The sequence below is a fragment of the Halosolutus sp. DAT137 genome, from assembly GCF_059736405.1.
In genome coordinates this window covers 18848-40174 of record NZ_JCAQID010000015.1, presented here as the reverse complement: position 1 = coordinate 40174, position 21327 = coordinate 18848, and the positions used below count along the sequence as shown (strand labels likewise).

Sequence of the window (21327 nt, the reverse complement as noted above, 5' to 3'; positions counted from 1 at the left end):
CCCGCGTTCCGACGCTACCGGACACTTGTCCGACGCTCAGCCCGCGTTCTGACGCTATCGCACACGCTCGATCGGGTGCCCGCGATCTCTCGCCCGTTCAGCGACGGGCCTGAACGAGCAGTTTGAGATTGGAAAAAGAGACGAGATCGCCGTCCTCGTGGGTGATCTCGAAGAGTTCTGACGCACCCTCTGGCGGGTCGGAAAACAGCTCGCGCAACTGCTTTCGGGCCGATTCGGGGGTGTCGAGTTGGCGCACCCAGCTCCGGAAACCGATTTCTTTCGTGATGAGCCGTCTCGTCTCGATCTCAAATCCGGCGTCGGTCAGCCACGACACCCACTCGGCTTCAGTGTACGATCGGCCGTGGGTCGGGTCGCGGAGCCGTTCGACGGTGTTGAGAAACTCGTCGAGGTCGTCGTCCGGTGGCGCGATGTTGTCCTCGAACGCGAAGACACCGCCGTCCGCGGTCACGCGAGCGACTTCGTCGACGAACGCCTTCGGGTCGGGGAAGTGATGGGCGGCGATCCGACAGGTCACGGCGTCGAATGCGTCCGTGGCAAACGGAAGCCGCTCGGCGTCGGCAACGACGCCCGTGACGGGAAACTCGCTCGTCGCCGTGTCGATCATTCCGGGGGCCGCATCGGTCGCGATTACCTCGTCGACCCCCTGATTGGCGACGGCACCGGCGGTGTGGCCGGCCCCCGTTGCGACGTCCAGCGCGCGAGTCGCCCCGTCACACCACGACGCCAGACGTTTTAGATCGTCGCCCGCACGGTGGACTTCACTCTCGAGGTACGCGGACGCGCTCTCGTCGAACGACGCCGCAGCCTCGCGTTTCCGATCCGAACTGTCGGTCATACGTCCGTTTTCACGGTGAACGGTATTATTCCTTTCGCGACCCGTCGAATCACTGGCCGGACTCACCGCGTCGAAACGGTGCCACCGCAGACAGTCGCAGCCGCATCGATCGCGACTCACTCGCTCCGGAGAATTATTGTGGGAGGACACCCCAGACGTATACGAAATGAGTCAGCAACACGTACCGGCCAGTCTGTTCCGCGGTGGGACGAGCAAGGGCGTCTACTTCCAACGCAAGGACTTGCCGGCGGATCGGGACCGCTGGGACGACCTTCTCCTCGAGACGTTCGGAAGCCCGGACTCGATGCAGACCGACGGCATCGGCGGTTCCCACTCGACGTCGAGCAAGACGATGATCGTTCACCCCGGCGAGGGGGACATCGACGTCGAGTACACGTTCGCGCAGGTCGGCGTCGAGAAACCCGTCGTCGACTGGGGTGGCAACTGTGGCAACCTCACGTTCGCGGTCGGCGCGTTCGCCCTCGAACGCGCCGTCGCAACCGCGAACGAGATCGTAGACGGACGCACGACGCTCGTTCTCTGGAACGAGAATACGGACACCATCGTCGAGCAGTCGATTCCCGTCGATGCGGACGGCTCGCCGCGGTACCGCGGCGACTTCGTCGTCAACGGCGTTCCCGGAACCGGTGCCCGGATCAGATCCAGGTTCGTCGAACCCGGCGGATCGGTCACCGACGGCGTCTTTCCGACCGGGAACCGGACCGACGTCCTCGACGTTCCCGGCGTCGGCGAGATCGAACTGTCGTTCGTGGACGTCTCGAACCCCTGCGTCTTCGCGCGGGCAGCAGACGTCTCCCTCACGGCGGCCGAACGCCCCGCCGAGATCGACGGCGACGACGCAACCCTCGAGCGCCTCGAACGCATCCGCAGCGCGGCCTGCGAGCGATTCGGGTTCGTCGACGACGCCGCGGCGGCGACCGCAGAGAGCCCCGGAATCCCGAAGATGGCGATCGTCGGCGAGCCACGAGCGTACGAGACGGTCGATGGCGACACCGTCCACCCCGAGGAGTACGATCTCCTCGCCCGCATCATGTCGATGCAAAAAGCCCATCACGCCTACGCCGTGACCGGCGCGATGTGTACCGCGGCGGCCGCGTCGATTCCCGGAACGATCCCCAACGAGTTCTGTGAGGACGCAGACGGCGACGTCACGATCGCCCACCCCAAGGGGACGATGTGGGTCGGCGTCGAGAACGACGGGGCCGATGTCGAGTCCGTATCCGTCGATCGGACGGCGAGAGAGATTATTCACGGCGATCTCTACTACCTCGGCAGGTGATCGTCGACCCGGCAACCTGGGGAGTCACACGCGGAGACCCGATCTGATGACCAGACGATAGCTGCAGATCCGTCGATCGACACATCCAAATCATTATAGTCTCAGTTTGCGCAATACAAGAGCATGGGAGACCAGCGACTAGTGTACGACGACGTAGAAGGGATCTTTTCGATCATGCCGACGCCGGCCACCGACGACGCGAGCGATCCCGCAGTGGAGTACACGCTCGACGAGGAGGAATCCGAACGCGGCGCACGACAGCTCGCCGACGACGGCGTGGACGCGATCATGATCAACGGGACCTTCGGCGAGGCGGCGACGCTTACCGAAGAGGAGTGGCAGAACTTCACCCGGATCGTCGTCGACGCCGTAGACGGCGACGTTCCGGTCGTCGCCGGACCGACGACCCTCGACACGCGCTCGACGATCAGGCGAATGAAGTTTGCCCGCGACGTCGGCGCGGACGGCGTCCTGCTGGGGCGACCGATGTGGCTCGAACTCTCGCCGGAAGCGACCGTCGAATTCTACCGCGACGTCGCGGAGGCGGTGCCGGAACTCGGAATCGTGATCTACCACAACCCGCCGGCGTTCAAGAACCGTCTCACGCCGTCACTGTGGGAGGAACTGGCCGAGATTCCACAGGTCGTCGGCGCAAAGTACGGTGCGGTAGACGTCGGGTGGCGCGACGCCGTCGACGCCGTCGGTGACAAGGTACAGCTGATGCCGATCGAGCGCAAGTGGTACCTCGCTGATAAGCTTGCGCCGGAGTACGCGAACGCGGCCTGGTCGGGTAGCGCCTCCTGCGATCCGCTGCCGTCGCTTCGACTCCGAGACGCGATCGACGAGGGTGACGACGAGACGGCTCGCGACCTGAACTACCGTATCAACCTGACGAACCGAAAGTTCTACCCGCAGGTCGGACCCGAAGCGGTCTACCCGCAGACGATGAACGTCAGACACGACGACCTCTACGGGCTCTACACGATCGCACTCCAGAAGGGGCGCATCGAAGGTGCGGGATACATCGACCCGGGACCGGCGCGACCGCCGTATCACGTCGCGCCGGCGGAACTCGTCGAGATGGCCCGCGAATCCGGCCGCGAGTGGCGCGACCTCGCGGCTGAACTCCGCGGCGAGTAACGAGTCGACGTCCGGCGACGAGTCAAGTACAGCAGCGATGCAGCGGCGAAAAACGCTTGGAGGTCGAAAGCGGTTTCGAGCCGAGAGCGGGCGAGGGAGCTACCGGGGCGGTGACGGTTCATAGGGAGTAGCGGAGTCTCGTACCGGTGATCGCCCTGTCGGAGCGCCGATCGCCGGTAAAACAGTTACAGTAGCCCCTCTCAGCCAACGAGAGCGTACTCGACAGAAGAACCGATCGCACTGAATCGAGACGGCCTCTCCAAAACTTATTTTGCGTCTCCCACCCCTGTTACGGACGAATGAGTCGACCTACCACGGAGAGTACTGTTTCTGTTACTCTCAACGGCGCAGAAACCGAGACTGAGATCCCGTCGCGGTACTTGTTGTCGGACCTCCTCCGTCGCGAACTCGACGTTACGAGCGTCAAGCGAGGTTGCGAAACGGGCAAGTGCGGTGCGTGTACGGTGTTGCTCGACGGGCGACCGGTCAAGTCCTGTAGCGTCCTCGCCGCCCAGGCGAACGGCGCGTCGATCGAAACGATCGACGGCCTCGACGATGAGCTCGGGGAGATCATCAAGGAGGCCTACTCGCGCAACCACGGGCTGCAGTGTGGCTTTTGTACCTCCGGCTTCCTGCTGTCGACGAAGGCGCTCCTCGAGGACGAGCCGGATCCCTCGCGGGAGGAGATTCGGGCGCGGTTGCAGGGGAACGTCTGTCGGTGTACCGGCTACACGCGGATCATCGAAGCCGTCGAAGACGCCGCGGTTCGGTACGACGGCGAGTGATACCGATGGATGGACAAACGACCGAGCGAATCGAGACTGACACGAAGACGACCGAACAGTACAAGGGGCGCTCGATCCAGCGACTCGAAGACGAGCGCATCCTGTCGGGCCACAGCCGGTACGTCGACGACATCGATCTCCCGGGAATGCTCCACGCCAAGATCGTCCGGAGCATGCACGCTCACGCCCGCATTACGGATATCGACGTGAGCAAAGCGGCCGAGATGGAAGGCGTCGTCGACATCATGACGGGAGCGGACGCCGCGAAGATGGCGACCAAGTACGGGCGGCGGCGCTCCGGAATGACCTCCGATCATCCGCCGCTGGCCGACGAGAAGGTGCGATTTGCCGGCGAAGGGATCGTCGCCGTCGCCGCCGAGACTCACTATCAGGCTCACGACGCGGCCGAGACGGTTCGGGTCAGCTACGATTCCCTCCCTACGATCATCGATCTGGACGCGGCCCTCGAAGCTGACACCGAAGACGAACTCGTCCACCCGGAACTTGACGCCGTCGAAGACGACGTGTCGGGGAACGTCTGGGGCAACTACGGGATCGACATCGGGGACGTAGATCGCGCCTTCGAGGCGGCCGACAACGTGATCACCCACACCATCGAGACGAGTCGACCGACGGCGGTTCCCCTCGAGACACACGGCGCGGTTGCCGACTACGACCCCGGCGACGACGAACTCACGCTCTACACTTCGACCCAGGAAGCCCACCAGGTCCGACGCGATCTGGCTGATACCCTCGATCGACCGGTCAACTCCGTTCGCGTCGTCCAACCGGAGAACATGGGCGGCGGCTTCGGACACAAACTCGAGTTACACGAAAACGAGATCGTCGCCGCGTTGCTCTCGATCCGAACGGGACGACCGGTCAAGGTAATCTTCGATCGTCTCGAGGAGTTTCAGGCGACCAGGGCGAGACAGCCCCAGCGTCACGAACTCGAACTCGCCGTCGACGACGACGGGACGTTCCGGGGGGTCCGCGACGACATTACGGCCGTCGCCGGCGCCTACGCCGCGCTTACGAAACCCGGGATGTGGGTGTCGTGTAACCTGCTCGCAACGCCCTACCGTATCGAGAACATCCAGGTGAACGGACGCTGCGTCTTTACGAACACCGTCCCGTCGGGGGCCTATCGGGGCTTCGGCATGACCCAGGCCGCAACCGCTCGCGAATCCCTCGTCGAGAAGGTCGCGAAGGAACTCGACCTGACCCCGTGGGAGATCCGTCGCCGGAACCTGATCGGCGACGACGAGTGTCCGACGACCCACCCGATGGGGTTCTACCTCGACTCCTGTGGCACGACGGAGTGTCTCGAACTCGTCGAGGAGGACATCGACCTCTCGTTGCTGTCGGAAACGCCGAGCGGTGACGTCGTCCGCGGGCTCGGCGTCGCGTCAGCGATGCACGTTAGCAGCGCCCAGCGCCCGGCGTACACCTCGGACAACAGTTCGGTGACGATCAGAATGGACGAGGACGGATCGGTAACGGTGACCAGCGACCAGTGTCCGATGGGGACCGGCGTCGAGACGAGTTTCGCCCAGATCGTCGCCGACGAAGTGGGTGTCGCTCCAGCCGCGATCAGTTTCGACTTCGCCGACACGGAAACGTCACCGTTCGGACTCGGATCGTGGGGCAGCCGAGCGATCACCGTCGCCGGAAGCGCCGCCTACGAGGCCGGTCGATCGCTCCGCGAGCGCCTGTTCCACATCGCGGCCCATCAGCTCGATACCGACCCGTCGGCACTCGCGTTCGAGGACGGTCAGATCGTCGTCGTCGACGATCCCTCGCGCTCGCGATCGATCGCACAGATCGCCTACGACGCCCACTACAACGGGCAGAAGCTCCCCGACGACGTCACGGCAGGTGCACTCGTCGTTACGGAGTCGTTCGACAGTCCGGCACCGGGCATCCTCGATGAGGACGGACGGGCGGACATCGCGGTCAACTATCCGAGCAACGTCCACGGGGCGATCGTCGAGATCGATACGCGAACGGGCAAGATCGACATCCTCGATTACGCGGCCGCAGACGACATTGGCGAAGTGATCAACCCGATGATCGTCGAAGGCCAGATCCAGGGCGGGATCGTCCAGGGGCTTGGAATGGCCCTCGGAGAGGATCTCGAGTACGATTCGAGCGGCCAGCCTATCAACGGAATGCTCGAAGACTACCAGCTCCCGCTGATCAACGAGATGCCGATGATCACGAAGATCCGCGAGGCGGATACGACCTCCGAACGGGCCCCCCTCGGAACGAAGGGCGTCGGAGAGAGCGGCTCGATCCTCGCCCCGGTGGTGATTCTGAACGCCGTAAACGACGCGCTCTACGGCGAGTACGTCTCGTCGACGGTTACGGAACTCCCCCTCGACCCCGAGACGGTCTTCAGTCTCTGTCGATCGGAGGCAGAGCCAGCGGGCGACACGGAAGCGGATACCGCTGGTGATGCCTGATGCAACCGATCACGTACCACCGACCCGACACCGTAGCGCAAGCGTGTGAACTGCTCGACCAGCACGGCCACGACGCGGTCGTCCTCGCCGGTGGCCAGAGCCTCCTGCAGATCATGAAACGACGGCTCGCCGGTGCGAATCACGCCGTCGACATCACGTCGATCGACGAACTCGGTGAGATCGATCGAACGGACGGTTCGTTGCACATCGGGGCCGCGGTTCCGTACGTCGAAGTGCTCGAGCATCCCGTCGTCGGGGACCGGCTCCCAGGCCTCGCCGAGGCTATCGAGACGATCGGCGACCACCAGATTCGCTGTCGCGGCACGTTCGTCGGCGGGTGCGCCCACGCTGACCCGCAGGGCGATCCGCCGACGGTGGCCACGGCCCTCGACGCGACGCTCCACGTCGCCGACGTCGATGGAACGCGAACCGTCCCCGCCTCGGAGTTCTACGGCGGCCTGTTCGAGACCGACCTGGCCGAAACGGAGCTGATCACGGCTATCGAAGTACCGATCCGCAAAGAGCAGGTATCGACCTACCAGTCGTTCACCCAGCGCATGGGCGACTACGCGATCGCCGCGGTCTCCCTCTCTGCCACGGTTGCGGACGACGGCACGGTGGCAGACGCGCGCCTCGTCGTCGGCGCGGCGACGCCCGGACCCACCCCACTCGAGACCGTCGAAACGCGCCTCGAGGGGGCGTCGATCTCCGACGACGTCATCGAGGAGAGCGTCGCGGCGGCTCGCGAGGAAGTCGAGACGTACGACGACGAGGTCGCAAGTGCCGAGTACAAAACCCACCTCGTGGGAGAGTTGACCCGCGACGCCCTCGAATCCGTTCGATAGGCGCTTTCAGGTGCGTTAGGTAGACGGCTGAAACAGTACGGTACCGCCCACGAGCGGATTTCGTTTTCGTGCGCGATCGAGCTTCGAAGGTAGCGAGTCTTTGTGCCGGTTCGACGGCCGCTGGTGGTCCTTACGCGTCGAAGCTCATCCCGGTCCACTCCTCGAAGTCGAGACCCGGATCGATGTCGAGCAGCGAGAGGGTCCGAACCATCGTTCGCGTAATGATTTCGTCGATGCTATCGGGTTGCTGATAGAACGAGGGGAACGGCGGCATTACGATCGCCCCAGCGTCGGTCACCTCGAGCATGTTCTTGAGGTGGATCCGATTGAACGGTTTCTCGCGGGGCATCACGACGAGCGGGCGGCGTTCTTTCAGGGTGACGTCCGCCGATCGAGTGATCAGGTTGCCGGAGTTCCCGTGGGCGATGTTCGAGAGCGTCTTCATCGAACACGGCGAAACGATCATCCCCCGGGTCCGAAACGAGCCGCTCGCGGGGGCGGCTCCAACGTTTCTCACGTTGTAGACGGTATCGGCCAGCGCTTCGACCTCCTCGACCGTCGCCTTCGATTCCTGATTGATGTTCATCTTCGCGGCTCGGGAGAGAACGAGATGAGACTCGATATCGGCCTCCCGCAACAGCTCGAGGGCCCTGATTCCGAAAACCTGGCCGGTCGCACCGGTGAGTGCGACGACAACGCGATCAGACATACGTTGAGATTGGAGCACGCGATCATAAACATTCGGAAGGGCGAGAGTACGTTCGCGCCGGCCATCGGCGTCAGGAACGCCGGGGATCACGACGATCGATCGAATCTCGATTACACGGCGAGACGGAAATTTCGGTTACACGGCGAGACGAGGGTGACGTATTTGTCTCTCGGGTAGAAACGTACCGGCGATGACGACCCTCGAACAAGTGTACGTGATGGTGGCCGACATCGAGGAATCGATCGAATTCTATCGGGACGCGCTGGGACTGGCCCTCGCAGATCGCGCGCCAGACCGTGCGAAACTCGAAACGGGTGCCTGTACGCTCGTTCTCGAGGAGGAGTTCGAACCGGCCGTACTCGCGGAATTTGGTCTCGATCCGGTCGGCGAGAATCGAGGCGACGGCGTGATTATCGTACTCGAGGTGGCAGATATCGAGGCGACCTACGAGTCGCTTCAGGCCGCCGAGGCGAACGTCCTGGCCCCTCCGCGGGAGGTGAGTTGGGGACGAGAACTCCTGCTCGTCGAGGATCCGGACGGCTACGTCCTCGAGATATCGAGACCGATCGAGTGACCGTGGCTACGCCGTCTGAATGCAACGAATAACGCTCGAGCGAAGGAAGGTGAGACGAGAGTAGCGATCAGTGAGAAGAGAGAGTCCGATCGTTCCAGAATGGTGGTATTTCCCTCAGCGAGCGCGAGGGATGGACGAATCGCCGGGCGTGAGAACGGTCACCACTCGACGTCGTCTTTGCCGGGCACCTGCGTCGGTTCGTACCGTTCTGCATCGTCGTCGAGGGGGATCGTGGCGTCGATCCCCATCTTCTGCGACTGGCGTTTTGGTCCCGACGGGTCGAGCGGCGCACCGACCATCGTCGGGAACGTATAGACGTCGCGTTGGGGTTGGACGCGCGTCTCCCACGCCCAGTCGACTTGCGCTTCCTCGTCGAGATCGATGTCGTCGTCGACGACCGTGCAGTACTTCGCCTGACTCCGGCCGCCGAGAACGCTCGTGATGACGTTCCACGGGTCGCCCTCGAGGCGTTTGTCGATGGACACTCGTGCCTGAAAGACGCCGTTGCCGCCCGCGGGGCCGATTTTGACGTCGACCTGGTTGACGTTGGGGACCGCCTGCTGGGCCGAGGCACGCACCGACGCACAGCGCGGGATCCAGTTCATCATGCCGTCTTCGTTCGGTGGAAGGCCGGTGAGCACGGTGTCGTAAATCGCGTCCTCGCGGCGCATGATTCCCGTTACCTCGACGCGCGGGGTGTTCTCGTTCTGGCTCGAGTAGATGCCCGGATACTCGCCGAACGGGGCTTCCGGGTTCTTCTCGTCGCCGTGGATGAGCGTCTCAATGACCATTTCGGCGTGGGCCGGAACGTCGACGTCGATGGTTTCGCCGGGGACCAACTCGACGGGGTCGCCCAACAGGCCGCCGGCGACCGCGTACTTGTCAACGTCGTGGCCGACGTTTGCAATGCTGCCGAAGATGACCGACGGCGACGAGCCGATGACGATCGCCATCTCGGTGGGTTTCCCTTCCTCGGCGTTGACGCGGTAGGCGTAGCCGACGCGTCGTTCCTCGGGAGACCACAGCGACAGTTCCTGTTCGCCGGTGACGAGCTGGCGGTAGATCCCCTGGCCGCGAACGCCGGTGTGCGGGAGGTTCGCGACCTGAACGCCGGACGTGATGTACGGGCCGACGTCCTTCTCGTTGTGCGTGACGATCGGGATATCCGCGAGGGATGGATCCGTGTCGATCACTTCGCGGACCGGGCCGTCGTCGACCAGTTCCGGTTCGATGCGGTTGGTCGTCGCATCGACGACGTTCGACTCGGCCTCGGCTTTCGTCTCCCCACCGAGAGCCTCGAGGATGCGACGCTTCGCGGCGAAAAAGCCGGCGTGAACGTCCATGTCGTGGCCCTCGACGTTCGTGAACCGAAACGCCGGCCCCTCTTGTTCACACGATTTTTTCACGTACGCCGCAATCTCGTACTCGGGAGAGACGGTATCATCGATGACCACAAGGTCGCCTCGTCGCTCAAGGTCTTCACCCCAGTCTCGCAAGCTTTTCCAAGCCATACCAGCACCTTCGTTCCGAGTACCATATAGCTTCTCATAGGGGGGTAGTGCCCGTCTCGAGTACGGCGTCGCTCGATCGACGCAATCGACCGCGCCCCGCCCAGCCACATCGATGGCCCGAGAGCAGGTGTCGACGCGAGGTGAGACCAGCGGTACTTCGTGACTCGAACGCCGGTCACGTCTCGACGCAGCGATTGTCCGTTCTTACAGATAACGGTATTACGATGGAGCCCAAATCGCGTATATGGTCGTAATCGCTGCGGTCGATCGATCGGAACAGGCATCGGACGTCGTTGCGCAAGCGAATACACTCGCCGAATCGACCGGCGCCGGACTCCACGTGCTCCACGTCCTCTCTCGGAGCGAGTTCGTTGGACTCGAACGGACGAGCGTCGAAGAAACCGGCGATGCCGTGAGTATCGATCGAGTCGAAAAGGTTGCGGCTGAAATCGCGTCCGAAGCCGCAGCCGACGTCGCCGACGAGTTCGTCGCTGTCGGCAAGTTCGGCGATGTCTCCGCTGAGATCACCCGCTACGCGGCGGACAACGACGCGGACTACATCGTCATCGGCGGTCGGCGTCGAACGCCGGTCGGGAAAGCCGTGTTCGGGAGTACGACACAATCCGTCCTCCTCGAGACATCGACGCCGGTGTTGACGCTGATGAAACCTGCGGATGAGTGACGGTCGAAAGGGTGCAGGCGAAGACTACCTCGTGTTATTCGGCCTGCTGTATCTGGGTACCGGTACGATTGCAGACGGTTCGTGGCCGTGTCGGAACTGACAGATAGCGGCCCGTGTTAGGCAACCTCACGGAGTGAATCCAGAACGTCGTCGACGGGGGCGACGTCGGCGTACTTCATGTCCATCTCGAACAGTGCCATCTCGTGTGACGTGGGTGCCCGATCGGCGACGCACTCGGCCGGAACGATCGCACGAAAGTTGTGTGACGCTGCGTCGACGACGGTCGCTCTCACGCAGCCGCTCGTGCTGACGCCGGTGACGAGCGCCGTATCGACGCCGTCTCGAGCGAGCATCGACGCGAGGTGCGTGTCGAAGAACGCGCTCGCTTTGGGCTTCTCGATGACGACCTCGCCGTCCCGTGGGTCGAGGTCGCGGTGAATCTCGTTCGCCTCGCCGACCCGGTAGGCACTCCCTCCTTTCCGAAGTTCCATCGCGACGGACGCCGTCGTCTCGTCGGCAGGTCCGCGGGTGAAGTAAATCGGGATCTCTTGGTCGCGGGCTGCCACCAACAGCCGTTCGTTCGTTTCGATGAGCGACGGTGCGGCAGCCGAACTGCCGAGAGCGTACTCGTCCTGGACGAACTGGTTCGTGATGTCGACGACGATGAGCGCCGGCGTATCACCCCACCCGATCCGCTCGCCGTAGCTGCCCGCTTCGTACCGCTCGAGTTCGCTCTCGGTGACAAATTCCGGTGCGTACTCTGCTGGCGTTGGCATGCGTGTACCTGCGTTGGAACCAACCTATAGGTTACGACCAGTAGCGACGAGGGTCCGAACGATCCGTCCAGAGGTTTCGACGAGGTTAGGGGAGAATCGGAAAGACGGGGTTGAGCGGACGGACGTTGATCAACACGATAAACACGAAGTAGATGACGCTACCAATGCTCACGGCCGAGACGACGCTGCGAACGGGCGACTGGTCCGCCTGAACGAAGAGAAACGCAGCCGTGAACGCGACCGTGCTAATGACGAACCCAAAGAGGTGGACCAACGCCAGATAGAGGGCGAACCAGCCGATGACGAGTACCGTATCCTTCGGTGATCCGTAGCGCTCTTTCAGCCCGGTGTCGACATCGCCGGCGAACTTCGAGATGTCGAACACATCGCCGTACCCAGTGGACAGATCTGGGAACAGAAACGTGACGATTCGAATAACTGTCAGCACGATCGCCGGGACGACGATGAGCATCGGAACGAGTCGCGGATCTCGCGGCAGGTCCAGCGAGAGCGACAGGATAACCAGGAAATAGCAGAGCAGCACCGCGAATACTGGGATTTTGAATCGCAACTCCGCCGTCGAGAGGTTCATAGACACGTGTTGTCGTATCTCGATAATAATCGTTGTGGTCGAGTCGACACGCGCTCGCAGTCTCGCCTCCGAGTCGATCCGTCCTCCGGCATCGCTCGTCTGGGTGCGATCCCGCTCGAAAGCCTCCCGTTCTGTTCGAGGAGCTGCTGGTCTACTCGACGAGCTATCGATCCGCTCGGCGGAGCGCTTCGTTCGCGAGCACGACCTCGGTTCCCGCAAGCCCCATCGGTGAAAAGAGCGTGATCTCCTCGGTCGACGTTCGGCCCGGGTGGTCGTCGAGGATCACGTCGGAGAGTTCCACCATCCGCGATTCGTGTTCGGTTCCGGCGAGGAAGTACCTGTCAGCGTACTCCCGGATCTGCTCGAGCGAGTCTGTCGCGATGACGTCGGCCGCCTCGACGACCGCCATCGGGAGTTCGTGCGCGTCGTTCCAGGCGGGACCGATCGTGTGAACGTGCGTCCCGGCTTCGAGCAGGTCGGGGTCGAACACCGGGTTCGGACTGGTCGTCGCACAGACGAGCACGTCGGCATCGACGACGGCGTCCGCGGCGTTCTCGACGGCGTCGATCTCGACGCCCGTCTCCTCGCCCATCTCGTCGACAAACGCCTCGCGGTTTTCTCGGGTTCGACTGAACACCCGGATCGTTTCGAACTCCGTCACCGCGACGGCGGCCTCGAGTTGCGTTCGGGCCTGCCGGCCGGTGCCGATGATACCGAGCGTCTCGGCGTCCGGTCGAGCGAGGTGTTTGATGGCGACGCCACCGAGCGCACCCGTTCTAAGATCCGGCGTGCGGTTGCCAGCGACAGCTCCCTTCAGGGTCCCCGTCGACGTATCGAAAACTACGATCAGATCGCTCTTGACCGGGGTCGCGACCGAGTGATCAACCGATCCGGAACCCCCGACAGTGAACTTGCCGGACAGTCGCGTGCCGAGGATCTCGTCGTCGCCGACCGCTCCGGGAGTGAAAACGAGCGAGCCGTGATCGGTGTCGAAACTCGAACGCGGCTGCGAGACGAGATCGCCGGCCGCGTACTCCCGGAAGGCCGCTTCGATGCGTTCGACGGCGTCCGCCGCGGATAGCAGCTCTCGTACCTCCTCCTCGCTAAGTACAGTCGTGGTCATTCGTCGTTTCCTCGATTCGCATACGAGAGTAAAAAGGTATGCGTGTCATCCCCTACTGGCCGGTCGGCTTCCCCGCCACCGTGACGGACGAAGTAGCGAGACGCCCGCGACGATCGTCTAGACGCACGACTGGCGGCCGCGATTACCGAGCGAGGATGGTGGCCGAAACCGGGTCGAACTCGGTCGACCCTCGCTGGACCCGTTGTACAGCCAGTAACAGTTATGAGCGTTCGATAACGACAGCCCCTATGGACGCTGCCAGGGCTATCGTCGAGTCACTCGAAGACGCCGGCGTGGAGTACGTGTTCGGACTCCCCGGATCGGTCATCATGAACGTGATCGACAAGTTCCACGACACGGAGATCGAGTTCGTCTCGACGCGACACGAGCAGGTGGCGACGTCGATGGCCGACGGGTACGCCAGAGTAACGAATCGCCCAGGGGTGACGCTCGTCCACGTCGGTCCCGGGGCGGCGAATCAGGTTGTCGGCGTGGGTGCCGCCTACCGGGACGCTGCGCCGATCGTCGCCATCGCGGGCAACGAGGACATGGAACGACTCGGTCGCGACATCTGGCACGAGTGGGACGTCGAGCGCGTCTTCGATCCGATCACGAAGTGGACGACGCAGCTCCAGCGCGGCGACGATGCGGCCAGGACGATCCGAACGGCGCTCGTCAGAGCCGTCTCCGGAACCCCCGGTCCCGTTTTCATCGACCTTCCAAAGGAAGTCTCGCGCGAAGACGCCGCATACACGGACGCACAACGAGGCTTCTACGACCACAACGACCTCGCAGTTCCGTTCTCGCGACCACGACCGGCTCCCGACGATGTCGAGCGAGCGGCGGAGATCGTCGCGGACGCAACGCGCCCGATCGTTCTCGCGGGCGGTGGCTGCGTCCGCAGCGGGGCAGCAGACGCACTCGAGGCGTTCGTCGATCGAACCGGCATTCCGGTCGTGACGTCGAACTCCGGTCGTGGCGTTCTCGACGAAACGCGTTCGGCGTCCCTGGGCGTGGTCGGCCGACGGGGAACACAGGGAGCGAACCGCGCACTCGAGCGAGCCGACGCCGTTCTCGGCATCGGTGCCCGGTTCTCCGCACTGACGACGTCCAACTGGACCGTCCCCGACGAGGGGACGACCCTCGTACAGGTGGATCTCACGCCTGAGGAGTTAGCGAGTCAGTATCCGGTCGACTGTGCGATCGCTGCCGACGCGCGGGCGTTCATCGAAGACCTCGACGACGTCACGGACGGCCTGAACTGCTCTTGGTCGGGAGAATCGCTCTCGGACCTCCGAGAGCACGTCGCCGCCGAACGCGAAGCCTTCTTCGCGATCGACGCTGATGCGGACGCGATCGATCCGGGCACGCTGTTTTCGATTCTGCGCGAAGAGAAAGACGGCGACGCCATTCTAACCCAGGGCGGCGGGGCCCACGCGAGTTTCAACGCGAGACAGCCGGCAGTCGATCCGTACTCGCACCTCCACGCGATCAGTTTCGGCGGTATGGGCTACGGCTTTCCCCTCGCCCTCGGGGCGAAACTCGGTGCGCCCGACCGGCAGGTCATCTGCGTCGAAGGTGACGGCGGGTTCGCCATGGTGATGCAAGACCTCGAAACGGCGGTGCGATACGACATCGACGTGAAAACGATCGTCTACAACAACTTCTCACACGGCACCCAGAAGCTCCGGCAGGCCAGATTGTTCGACGAACGATATCTCGGAACCGACATCGGCAACCCGCCGTTCGACGAGATCGCCGAGCAGTTCGGGATGTACGGCGATCGCGTCGACGATCCGTCGGCGCTGCGGCCGGCCGTCCGGAAGTTGCTCGATCACGACGGACCAGGAGTACTCGACGTGATCGTCGATCCGACCGCGTGGCCAGATACTTCAGACATTGCACAAATATGAGTACCGAAAGGACAAAATGCTCGCGAAATCATGACGATATCATGAACGAGGAGCGATAACGAATGGCATTAGATTTCTTCGTCGCCGGCCTGGAGTTGCTGCTGGATCCGATAGTCATGCTGTTCATCATTCTGGGTGCACTGATCGGGATGATAATTGGGGTGATACCCGGACTCGGCGGCGTCGTCGCATTGACGCTGTTGATTCCGCTGACCTACGGGATGGATCCGGTGGTTGCGTTGGCATTTCTCGCGGCGGCGAAAGGGGGAGTGACGTTCTCGGGATCGATTACGGCGATTCTGCTGAACATCCCGGGTTCGCCCGTCAACACCGCGACGTTGCTGGACGGTCATCCAATGGCCCAAAACGGAGAGGGCAACATCGCGATCGGTGCAAGCGCGGTGGCGAGCGCGCTCGGTGCCGTCGTCGGCGTCTTGTTCCTCGTCATCTTTCTGCCGTATATCCGGCCGTTTATGATCATGTTCGGTCCACCCGAGTTTTTTATCCTGACGATCGTCGGGCTGATCGCGATCTCCGTCGCGGTGAAGGGCGCGATCCTCTCGGGACTTATTGGCGCGTGCTTTGGCCTGCTCGTCTCGTTTCACGGGTTCAATCCGGTTACCGGCTCCGCACGGTACACGTTCGACATCCAGTATCTCTACGATGGAGTCAGTATTATCCCCGTCATCATCGGTCTCTTTGCGATCGCAGAGGCGATCAAGCTGATGGGACAGGATCAGATCGCAACGGAGGATCCGGACGTCGAACTAAGCGGTGGACGGCTCGCGGGTGGACTCGCCGTCCTGAAGCACAAAGTCCTGTTCATACAGAGTGCGGCAATCGGCCTCATCGTCGGGGCGATACCCGCCGTGGGTGGCGTGATCGCCGGGTTCATCTCGTACGTTCAGGCGAAAAACATCAGTAAACACCCGGAGAAGTTCGGAACCGGGTGGATCGAAGGCGTCATCGCGACCGAAGCCTCGAACGACGCGAAAGATGCCGGCGATCTGGTTCCGACCCTCGCACTCGGGATTCCTGGCAGCGCGAGCGCTGCGATCCTGCTCGGGGCGTTCATCCTTCACGGACTGCAGCCCGGTCCCCGATTCCTCATCGATCACTTAGACGTCGCGTACGCAATCTTCTTCGCCCTGATAATCGCGAATATCTTCGCCAGTATCGTCGGATTGGCGTTGTTGAAGCCACTGACCCGGCTGACCCAACTCGACACCGGAACGATCGCCATCGGCGTCATGTGTCTTTCGATACCGGGAGCGTACGCGATTAACAACAACCCGACGGACATGCTCGTCGCGTTGCTGTTCGGTGTCATCGGGTACATATTCATGCGCGCGAACATCTCCCGGATCGCGTTCATCATCGCGATGATCCTCGGTCCTATCGCGGAAAATGCGTACCACCAGTCGCTGATGACCTCGCGGGGAACTCACATGATCTTCATCGAACGGCCGATTTCACTCGGACTCATCATCATCACGGTCGCGTTCGTCGTCATGCCGATCGTGTACACCGCGGTAACCAATCGATCCGCGGCGAGTTGACGACTCCAGTTTTACTCGCGTTTACAGCAGTACCGACCGACATCAGAACCAACCGAGACGATCTGTCCACTGATCGCAACGCCGTCGTGCGGTCAGGTGTGTATCGGTCATCAACGGTACATCGATCATCAACGCTACTGTAGAACCTGACCGTTTACTGTCGAAACTCACCCGTTTTCCCAGCGATACTGCACAGTTGCGGCCCAGTTCGCGGTTGCTCGATTTCTAATCCGTGCTGTAGTACTAGATGTTACCACTGGCTGAAACGTTGAAAATGCATAGTTATAAATTCTCGCGATTCGACTACAAACACGACAATGGTTACCAATAGACCATCGTCGGACCGTCGGCGTGTCCTTCGATACCTCGGTGGCGCAGGCCTTGCAGGTCTTGCAGGCTGCCTCGGTGGAGACGATGATAACGGAAACGGAAATGGCAATGGAAACGGCAACGGTGGCGGCGGTGGCGCATCGTTCCCCGATCGGAACGTCGAAATCGTAGCCCCGGCCGACCCTGGTGGATCGATCGATCTGTACGCACGGATCATCTCGAACCATCTCGGCAACCACCTGCCAAACGATGTCGACGTAACGGTGTCGAACGTCGCAGGAGCGGCTGCCCGGATCGGTGCGGACGAGGTCTACCAGTCCGAACCGGACGGCTATACGCTCTGTCTGGGCCACCTCGAGGCGCACACGACAGGACAGATCCTCTATGACCCGGTGTACGACGTTCGCGAGTTCACACACCTCGGGCGGATCGGTGCAACGCCCCGGTCGTGGTTCGGCAACGCAGATGCGACAAATGAGTACGACTCCTGGGATGCCCTCGTTGATGGCATGACGAACGGCGAACTCCTGTTCGCGACACAAGGTGCAGGTGCGACCGGCCACATCATCGGGATCGTGGCAGGGGAACTCACCGGCGATTACAGCAGCGACGATATCGACTTCGTCCACTACAGCGGAACCGGTGAAATGACACCGCCACTCATTCGCGGCGACCAGCACGTCGGTGCAGCGACGCACGCGACGAGCGCATCGCTGGTCAGAGACGAGGACGGACTCGGATTCTACTTCCTCATGGGAGAAGACGAGGACGGCGAGTGGGGCTCCGCCGAAGAGTTCGGCATGCCTGCGGACGCCGCGGCAACGCTCGCAGATCAGTTTACGACCCCGTACGGACTATACGCGCCGCCGGACACCCCGGACGACGTCACGTCCACGCTCAGAGACGGGCTGTACGACGCGTTGCAAGACGAGGACCTCATCGAAGAGGCGGGCAGTTCCGATCTCCCGATCGATCCGATACACGGCGAAGAGTTCCAGGAGTTCGTTCCGGAATACTACGACGGCTGGCTCGAATACGAAGAGGTCATGCGGGAGGCCGTGGACTGAACTCGAAGAGGAATCACACCGTCCGAACAGACTGCATTGGCACAGTACGTCCCCTGTTTTATTTGAGACAGTTGGTTACAGCGAGTGTGTCGCTTACAGTCGCTCGAGAGCCATCGCGGCGAGGTGTTCACCGAGCGGAAGCGAGACGGTGATGCCGGCCGACATCGGGTTGAGCACGTGGACGGTTCGCGAGGTCGTTCTCACGTCGAGCACGGGGGGTGCCAGGTCACCCTCATCGGTTACCAGTCGGAGCGCGACGCCGGAGAACGATCTCGTCACGTCGTCGTTCTCTAGTTCTGGCACCAGTCGCCGCGCGTCGGAGAGGAATGCCCCGGTACGGTAGGTTTTCGCGAGTTCCGTACTCGCCATCCGCAGCGTGTTCCGGTTCGCGAGAAACCGCCAAAACCGAGAGTCGGTTGCGAACGATCGGAGGCGGGGCGCTTCGAGCGCGGAGTCGTAGGATTCGTAGCCAAGCGCGGGGCTGACCGTGGGTCCGAGGAGAACCTTGTCGTCCGGACGACGAACGAACTTGACGCCGGGAGATGGCGACGACGGATCCGGTGTGGGATACAGTAACGACCGACAGAGATCTCGACGCGAGGGGACGAGTTCGTAGTACGTACACCGGAACGGAACGACGGTAACGTCTCGCGCCAACCCGAGTTGGCCGGCGAGACTAGCCGCGTGGAGACCAGCGGCGTTGACGAGCGTTCGGGCCGCGAGACGTCCGTTCGAGGTTCGAAGGCGAATCGAGTCGCTCCCGGCGTCGATCTGCTCGACTTCGTGGCCCAGGTGAACCGTCGCCCCGGCCGCGGCACACTGCCTGGCGAGTTCGTCGAGGTAGTGGTGGCTGTCGACGACGGACTCGTCCGGAACGTACACTCCCCCAATTCCGACCGCGTTCGGCTCCCGATCGCGGAGTTCGGATGCGTCGAGTTTTTCGACCGCTACGCCGGCGTCCGATGCGTTCTCGGCCAGGTCGTCCAGAATCGCCGCCTCTCGATCGGTCGTCGCGACCATCGTCGCGCCCGTCTCCCTGATTGGTACGTCGTTCCGTCGGCAGAAGTTTCGTGCCATTTCGGCACCGTCGGTCCTGAACCGGGATTCGCGAGGTTCCTGACCGAGCGCGTACCCTGGTTGTAGTACGCCGGAATTTCGCCCTGATTGGTGCGTTCCGAGGTGGTACTCCTTTTCGAGGATCGCCACCGAAAGGTCGGGGTTGCGCTCGAGTACCGCCCTGGCAGTGGCACATCCGACTACCCCGGCACCGATGACCGCGACGTCGTACATAGGCTCACATTCGACCGGAGCGATATAACGTTTCTATGACCGACGCGGACCGTGGACGGGGCACCCGGCGGATATCTTGAAGCGATTCGCAGGCTTGGACGCCGTTTCGTGGCAACCAAACCAGCACCGTTATAGGGGAATCACGTGATAGCTACCCATGGTATCACGCAGATTCGAAGAGGCGTACGTCCCAGATATCGTTCCGGAATCGGACCTCGAAGTCATCGACCGCGGTGGCTACGGTGCGAGGATGGGATGGGGCGACACGCCGGCCGTACTCGTCGTCGACATGCTCGAAATATTTGCGAGCAGCAACCACCTCGGTCGATCGGATTCGTCGACCGACGCCGTAACGGCGACCAAACGGCTCCTCGAAGCGGCGCGGGAGGCGGGGCTCCCGGTGTACTACACGAAACTGTCCGGGGACGAGACGACGCTGAAGGCCCACCGCGGGATCGTCGACGAAAAGAAGGAAGGCGAATTCTCGAACGTCGACCTCGAAGCGGCGAGTACGATCAATGAGGCGATCGCCCCAGAGCCGGAGGACGTCGTCATCGAAAAGCCGAAACTCAGCGCATTCTTCGATACGCACCTCGCGAACGTCCTTCGACTCGAGGGGATCGACACGCTGCTCGTCGCCGGACTCAGCACGAGCGGCGGCGTTCGATCGACGGTCGTCGAAGCGAACAGCCACAACATCCGGCCGATCATCCCGGCCGAGTGCGTCGCGGATCGAGCGGAACTCTCCCACGAAATGGCGCTGTTCGACATCGACATGAAATTCGGCGACGTCGAGGTCCTCGACGACACGATCGAACGAATCGCCGACTACGAGTAACCGTCTACGCGATTGCCGACTACGAGTAACCGTCTATGTAGCGCCGCCACGTCGCAACCGCTCCGTCGCCACGTCGGTCCAGCCAGTTCCGAATCACAGCTCCCGCGGCCCCGAAACGATCACCGCGTTCGATCGAGTTCGTCCTGGTCCAGTTCGAGCACGAGCTGGCCCGTCAACGCCAGGTAGGGAACGGTAACGTCCTGCTCTCGGGCCATCTCGGTGACGATGTGCATATCCTTGTGCGCCCACTTCGTGTGCATCCAGTCCCACGCGGAGAGCGCCCAGTTGCCGCCCGTGGACTTGCCGAGGAGGTCTCTGAGGTGGTCGAGGTCGATGTCGTACGCGTCCGCCAGAAGGAACACCTCCTGATTGACAACGACCGAACTCCAGAGCAGGGAGTTGTTCGCCGCCTTGGCGGCCTGACCGGCACCGATCGGGCCAAGGTGAACGACGTTCTCTGGCGCGCCGAACCGCTCTAGCACCGGCCGGGCCCGCTCGAATACCGTGGACTCGCCACCGGTAAAGACGAGCAGGTCGCCGCGTTCGGCCGCCTTTTCCCCTCGACACGTCGGCGCACCGAGCGCCCGAAGTCCCTCTTCCTCGAGGAGGGTTCCGAGCGCGATGCACTGTTCTGGGGAGAGCGTGCTACTAATCGCGACGAGATGGTCGGAATCCGCACCGGCGATAATCCCGTCGTCGGCACAGATCGCCTCCTCGACCTGGTCGTACGTTCCGACGGCGACGATCGTTAGCTCCGATCGGCTCGACGCCTCCGCAATCGAGTCCGTTACCGTGGCCATCGTGCCGACCGCCGATTCCGCCTTCTCCACGTCGATATCGTACGCGTAGACGTCGTACCCGCCGTCATCGAGGTGACGGACCATCGCCGATCCCATCGTTCCGATACCGATCACTGCTACCGAGTGAATGTCACTCATTGGTTCGAACGGAGTATCGAACGGGGACGTAATA

The 21327-nt window shown here is 62.5% G+C and carries 19 protein-coding genes; 11 read left to right on the top strand and 8 right to left on the bottom strand.

From position 1 onward, the window contains the following. Nucleotides 1-97: 97 nt before the first annotated feature. Nucleotides 98-856 carry a class I SAM-dependent methyltransferase gene (locus tag AC6I6L_RS20180; protein WP_497919576.1) on the bottom strand — a complete coding sequence of 253 codons (759 nt, stop codon included), beginning with the start codon at nt 854-856 and terminating at the stop codon, nt 98-100. A 166-nt stretch (nt 857-1022) separates the two neighbouring features. Between AC6I6L_RS20180 and AC6I6L_RS20175 the strand changes: the two genes are divergently transcribed. The 5 genes from AC6I6L_RS20175 to AC6I6L_RS20155 all read left to right on the top strand — a co-directional run bounded on the left by AC6I6L_RS20175 (nt 1023) and on the right by AC6I6L_RS20155 (nt 7391). Next, entirely contained in the window at nt 1023-2156 is a 1134-nt protein-coding gene (locus tag AC6I6L_RS20175; RefSeq protein ID WP_497919575.1) for a 2-methylaconitate cis-trans isomerase PrpF family protein, read from the top strand. Nucleotides 2157-2279: 123 nt separating this feature from the next. Next, nucleotides 2280-3296 (top strand): dihydrodipicolinate synthase family protein, encoded by a 1017-nt coding sequence (locus AC6I6L_RS20170; protein ID WP_497919574.1) that lies wholly within the window; start codon nt 2280-2282, stop codon nt 3294-3296. Nucleotides 3297-3595: 299 nt separating this feature from the next. Then, nucleotides 3596-4081: a (2Fe-2S)-binding protein gene (locus AC6I6L_RS20165; protein ID WP_497919573.1), complete on the top strand. Its 486-nt coding sequence runs from the start codon at nt 3596-3598 to the stop codon at nt 4079-4081. A gap of 5 nt (nt 4082-4086) precedes the next feature. Then, nucleotides 4087-6546: a xanthine dehydrogenase family protein molybdopterin-binding subunit gene (locus tag AC6I6L_RS20160; RefSeq protein WP_497919572.1), complete on the top strand. Its 2460-nt coding sequence runs from the start codon at nt 4087-4089 to the stop codon at nt 6544-6546. Next, nucleotides 6546-7391, top strand: a complete 846-nt coding sequence (locus AC6I6L_RS20155) for an FAD binding domain-containing protein (protein ID WP_497919571.1) — start codon at nt 6546-6548, stop codon at nt 7389-7391. Before AC6I6L_RS20160 ends, AC6I6L_RS20155 begins: the two co-directional genes overlap by 1 nt. Nucleotides 7392-7521: 130 nt before the next feature. Here the strand turns inward: AC6I6L_RS20155 and AC6I6L_RS20150 are convergent, their stop codons facing one another. After that, a complete protein-coding gene (locus tag AC6I6L_RS20150; protein WP_497919570.1) occupies nt 7522-8100 on the bottom strand; it encodes a UbiX family flavin prenyltransferase in 579 nt (192 codons plus the stop codon). Between the two features lie 190 nt (nt 8101-8290). On the opposite strand from AC6I6L_RS20150, the gene AC6I6L_RS20145 reads away from it, so the two are divergent. After that, the gene (locus tag AC6I6L_RS20145; protein ID WP_497919569.1) at nt 8291-8674 is read left to right on the top strand and encodes a VOC family protein; all 384 of its coding nucleotides are present in this window, start codon (nt 8291-8293) and stop codon (nt 8672-8674) included. A 158-nt stretch (nt 8675-8832) separates the two neighbouring features. On the opposite strand, the gene AC6I6L_RS20140 is transcribed toward AC6I6L_RS20145, so the two are convergent. After that, nucleotides 8833-10185, bottom strand: coding sequence for a UbiD family decarboxylase (locus tag AC6I6L_RS20140; RefSeq protein WP_497919568.1), 1353 nt, complete (start codon nt 10183-10185; stop codon nt 8833-8835). Between the two features lie 244 nt (nt 10186-10429). Between AC6I6L_RS20140 and AC6I6L_RS20135 the strand changes: the two genes are divergently transcribed. Further along, entirely contained in the window at nt 10430-10867 is a 438-nt protein-coding gene (locus tag AC6I6L_RS20135; RefSeq protein ID WP_497919567.1) for a universal stress protein, read from the top strand. Between the two features lie 116 nt (nt 10868-10983). Here the strand turns inward: AC6I6L_RS20135 and AC6I6L_RS20130 are convergent, their stop codons facing one another. The 3 genes from AC6I6L_RS20130 to AC6I6L_RS20120 form a co-directional block, all read right to left on the bottom strand. Beyond that, nucleotides 10984-11643: an isochorismatase family protein gene (locus AC6I6L_RS20130; protein WP_497919566.1), complete on the bottom strand. Its 660-nt coding sequence runs from the start codon at nt 11641-11643 to the stop codon at nt 10984-10986. Between the two features lie 85 nt (nt 11644-11728). Continuing rightward, nucleotides 11729-12235, bottom strand: a complete 507-nt coding sequence (locus tag AC6I6L_RS20125) for a tripartite tricarboxylate transporter TctB family protein (protein ID WP_497919565.1) — start codon at nt 12233-12235, stop codon at nt 11729-11731. A 163-nt stretch (nt 12236-12398) separates the two neighbouring features. After that, on the bottom strand, nt 12399-13358 hold the full coding sequence (locus tag AC6I6L_RS20120; protein ID WP_497919564.1) for an ornithine cyclodeaminase family protein: 960 nt from the start codon (nt 13356-13358) through the stop codon (nt 12399-12401). 248 nt (nt 13359-13606) lie between these two features. Here AC6I6L_RS20120 and AC6I6L_RS20115 point away from each other — a divergent pair, with 248 nt between their 5' ends. From AC6I6L_RS20115 to AC6I6L_RS20105, 3 genes are all read left to right on the top strand, one after another. Then, on the top strand, nt 13607-15271 hold the full coding sequence (locus AC6I6L_RS20115; RefSeq protein ID WP_497919563.1) for a thiamine pyrophosphate-binding protein: 1665 nt from the start codon (nt 13607-13609) through the stop codon (nt 15269-15271). Nucleotides 15272-15333: 62 nt separating this feature from the next. Next, entirely contained in the window at nt 15334-16830 is a 1497-nt protein-coding gene (locus tag AC6I6L_RS20110; protein ID WP_497919562.1) for a tripartite tricarboxylate transporter permease, read from the top strand. Nucleotides 16831-17147: 317 nt separating this feature from the next. After that, complete coding sequence (locus AC6I6L_RS20105; RefSeq protein ID WP_497919561.1) at nt 17148-18227, top strand: Bug family tripartite tricarboxylate transporter substrate binding protein; 1080 nt, start codon at nt 17148-17150, stop codon at nt 18225-18227. Between the two features lie 93 nt (nt 18228-18320). Here the strand turns inward: AC6I6L_RS20105 and AC6I6L_RS20100 are convergent, their stop codons facing one another. Continuing rightward, nucleotides 18321-19517 carry an FAD-dependent oxidoreductase gene (locus AC6I6L_RS20100; protein WP_497919560.1) on the bottom strand — a complete coding sequence of 399 codons (1197 nt, stop codon included), beginning with the start codon at nt 19515-19517 and terminating at the stop codon, nt 18321-18323. Between the two features lie 157 nt (nt 19518-19674). Between AC6I6L_RS20100 and AC6I6L_RS20095 the strand changes: the two genes are divergently transcribed. Beyond that, nucleotides 19675-20355, top strand: coding sequence for an isochorismatase family protein (locus AC6I6L_RS20095; protein WP_497919559.1), 681 nt, complete (start codon nt 19675-19677; stop codon nt 20353-20355). Between the two features lie 119 nt (nt 20356-20474). On the opposite strand, the gene AC6I6L_RS20090 is transcribed toward AC6I6L_RS20095, so the two are convergent. Continuing rightward, nucleotides 20475-21293, bottom strand: coding sequence for an NAD(P)-dependent oxidoreductase (locus AC6I6L_RS20090; RefSeq protein ID WP_497919558.1), 819 nt, complete (start codon nt 21291-21293; stop codon nt 20475-20477). Nucleotides 21294-21327 lie beyond the last annotated feature (34 nt).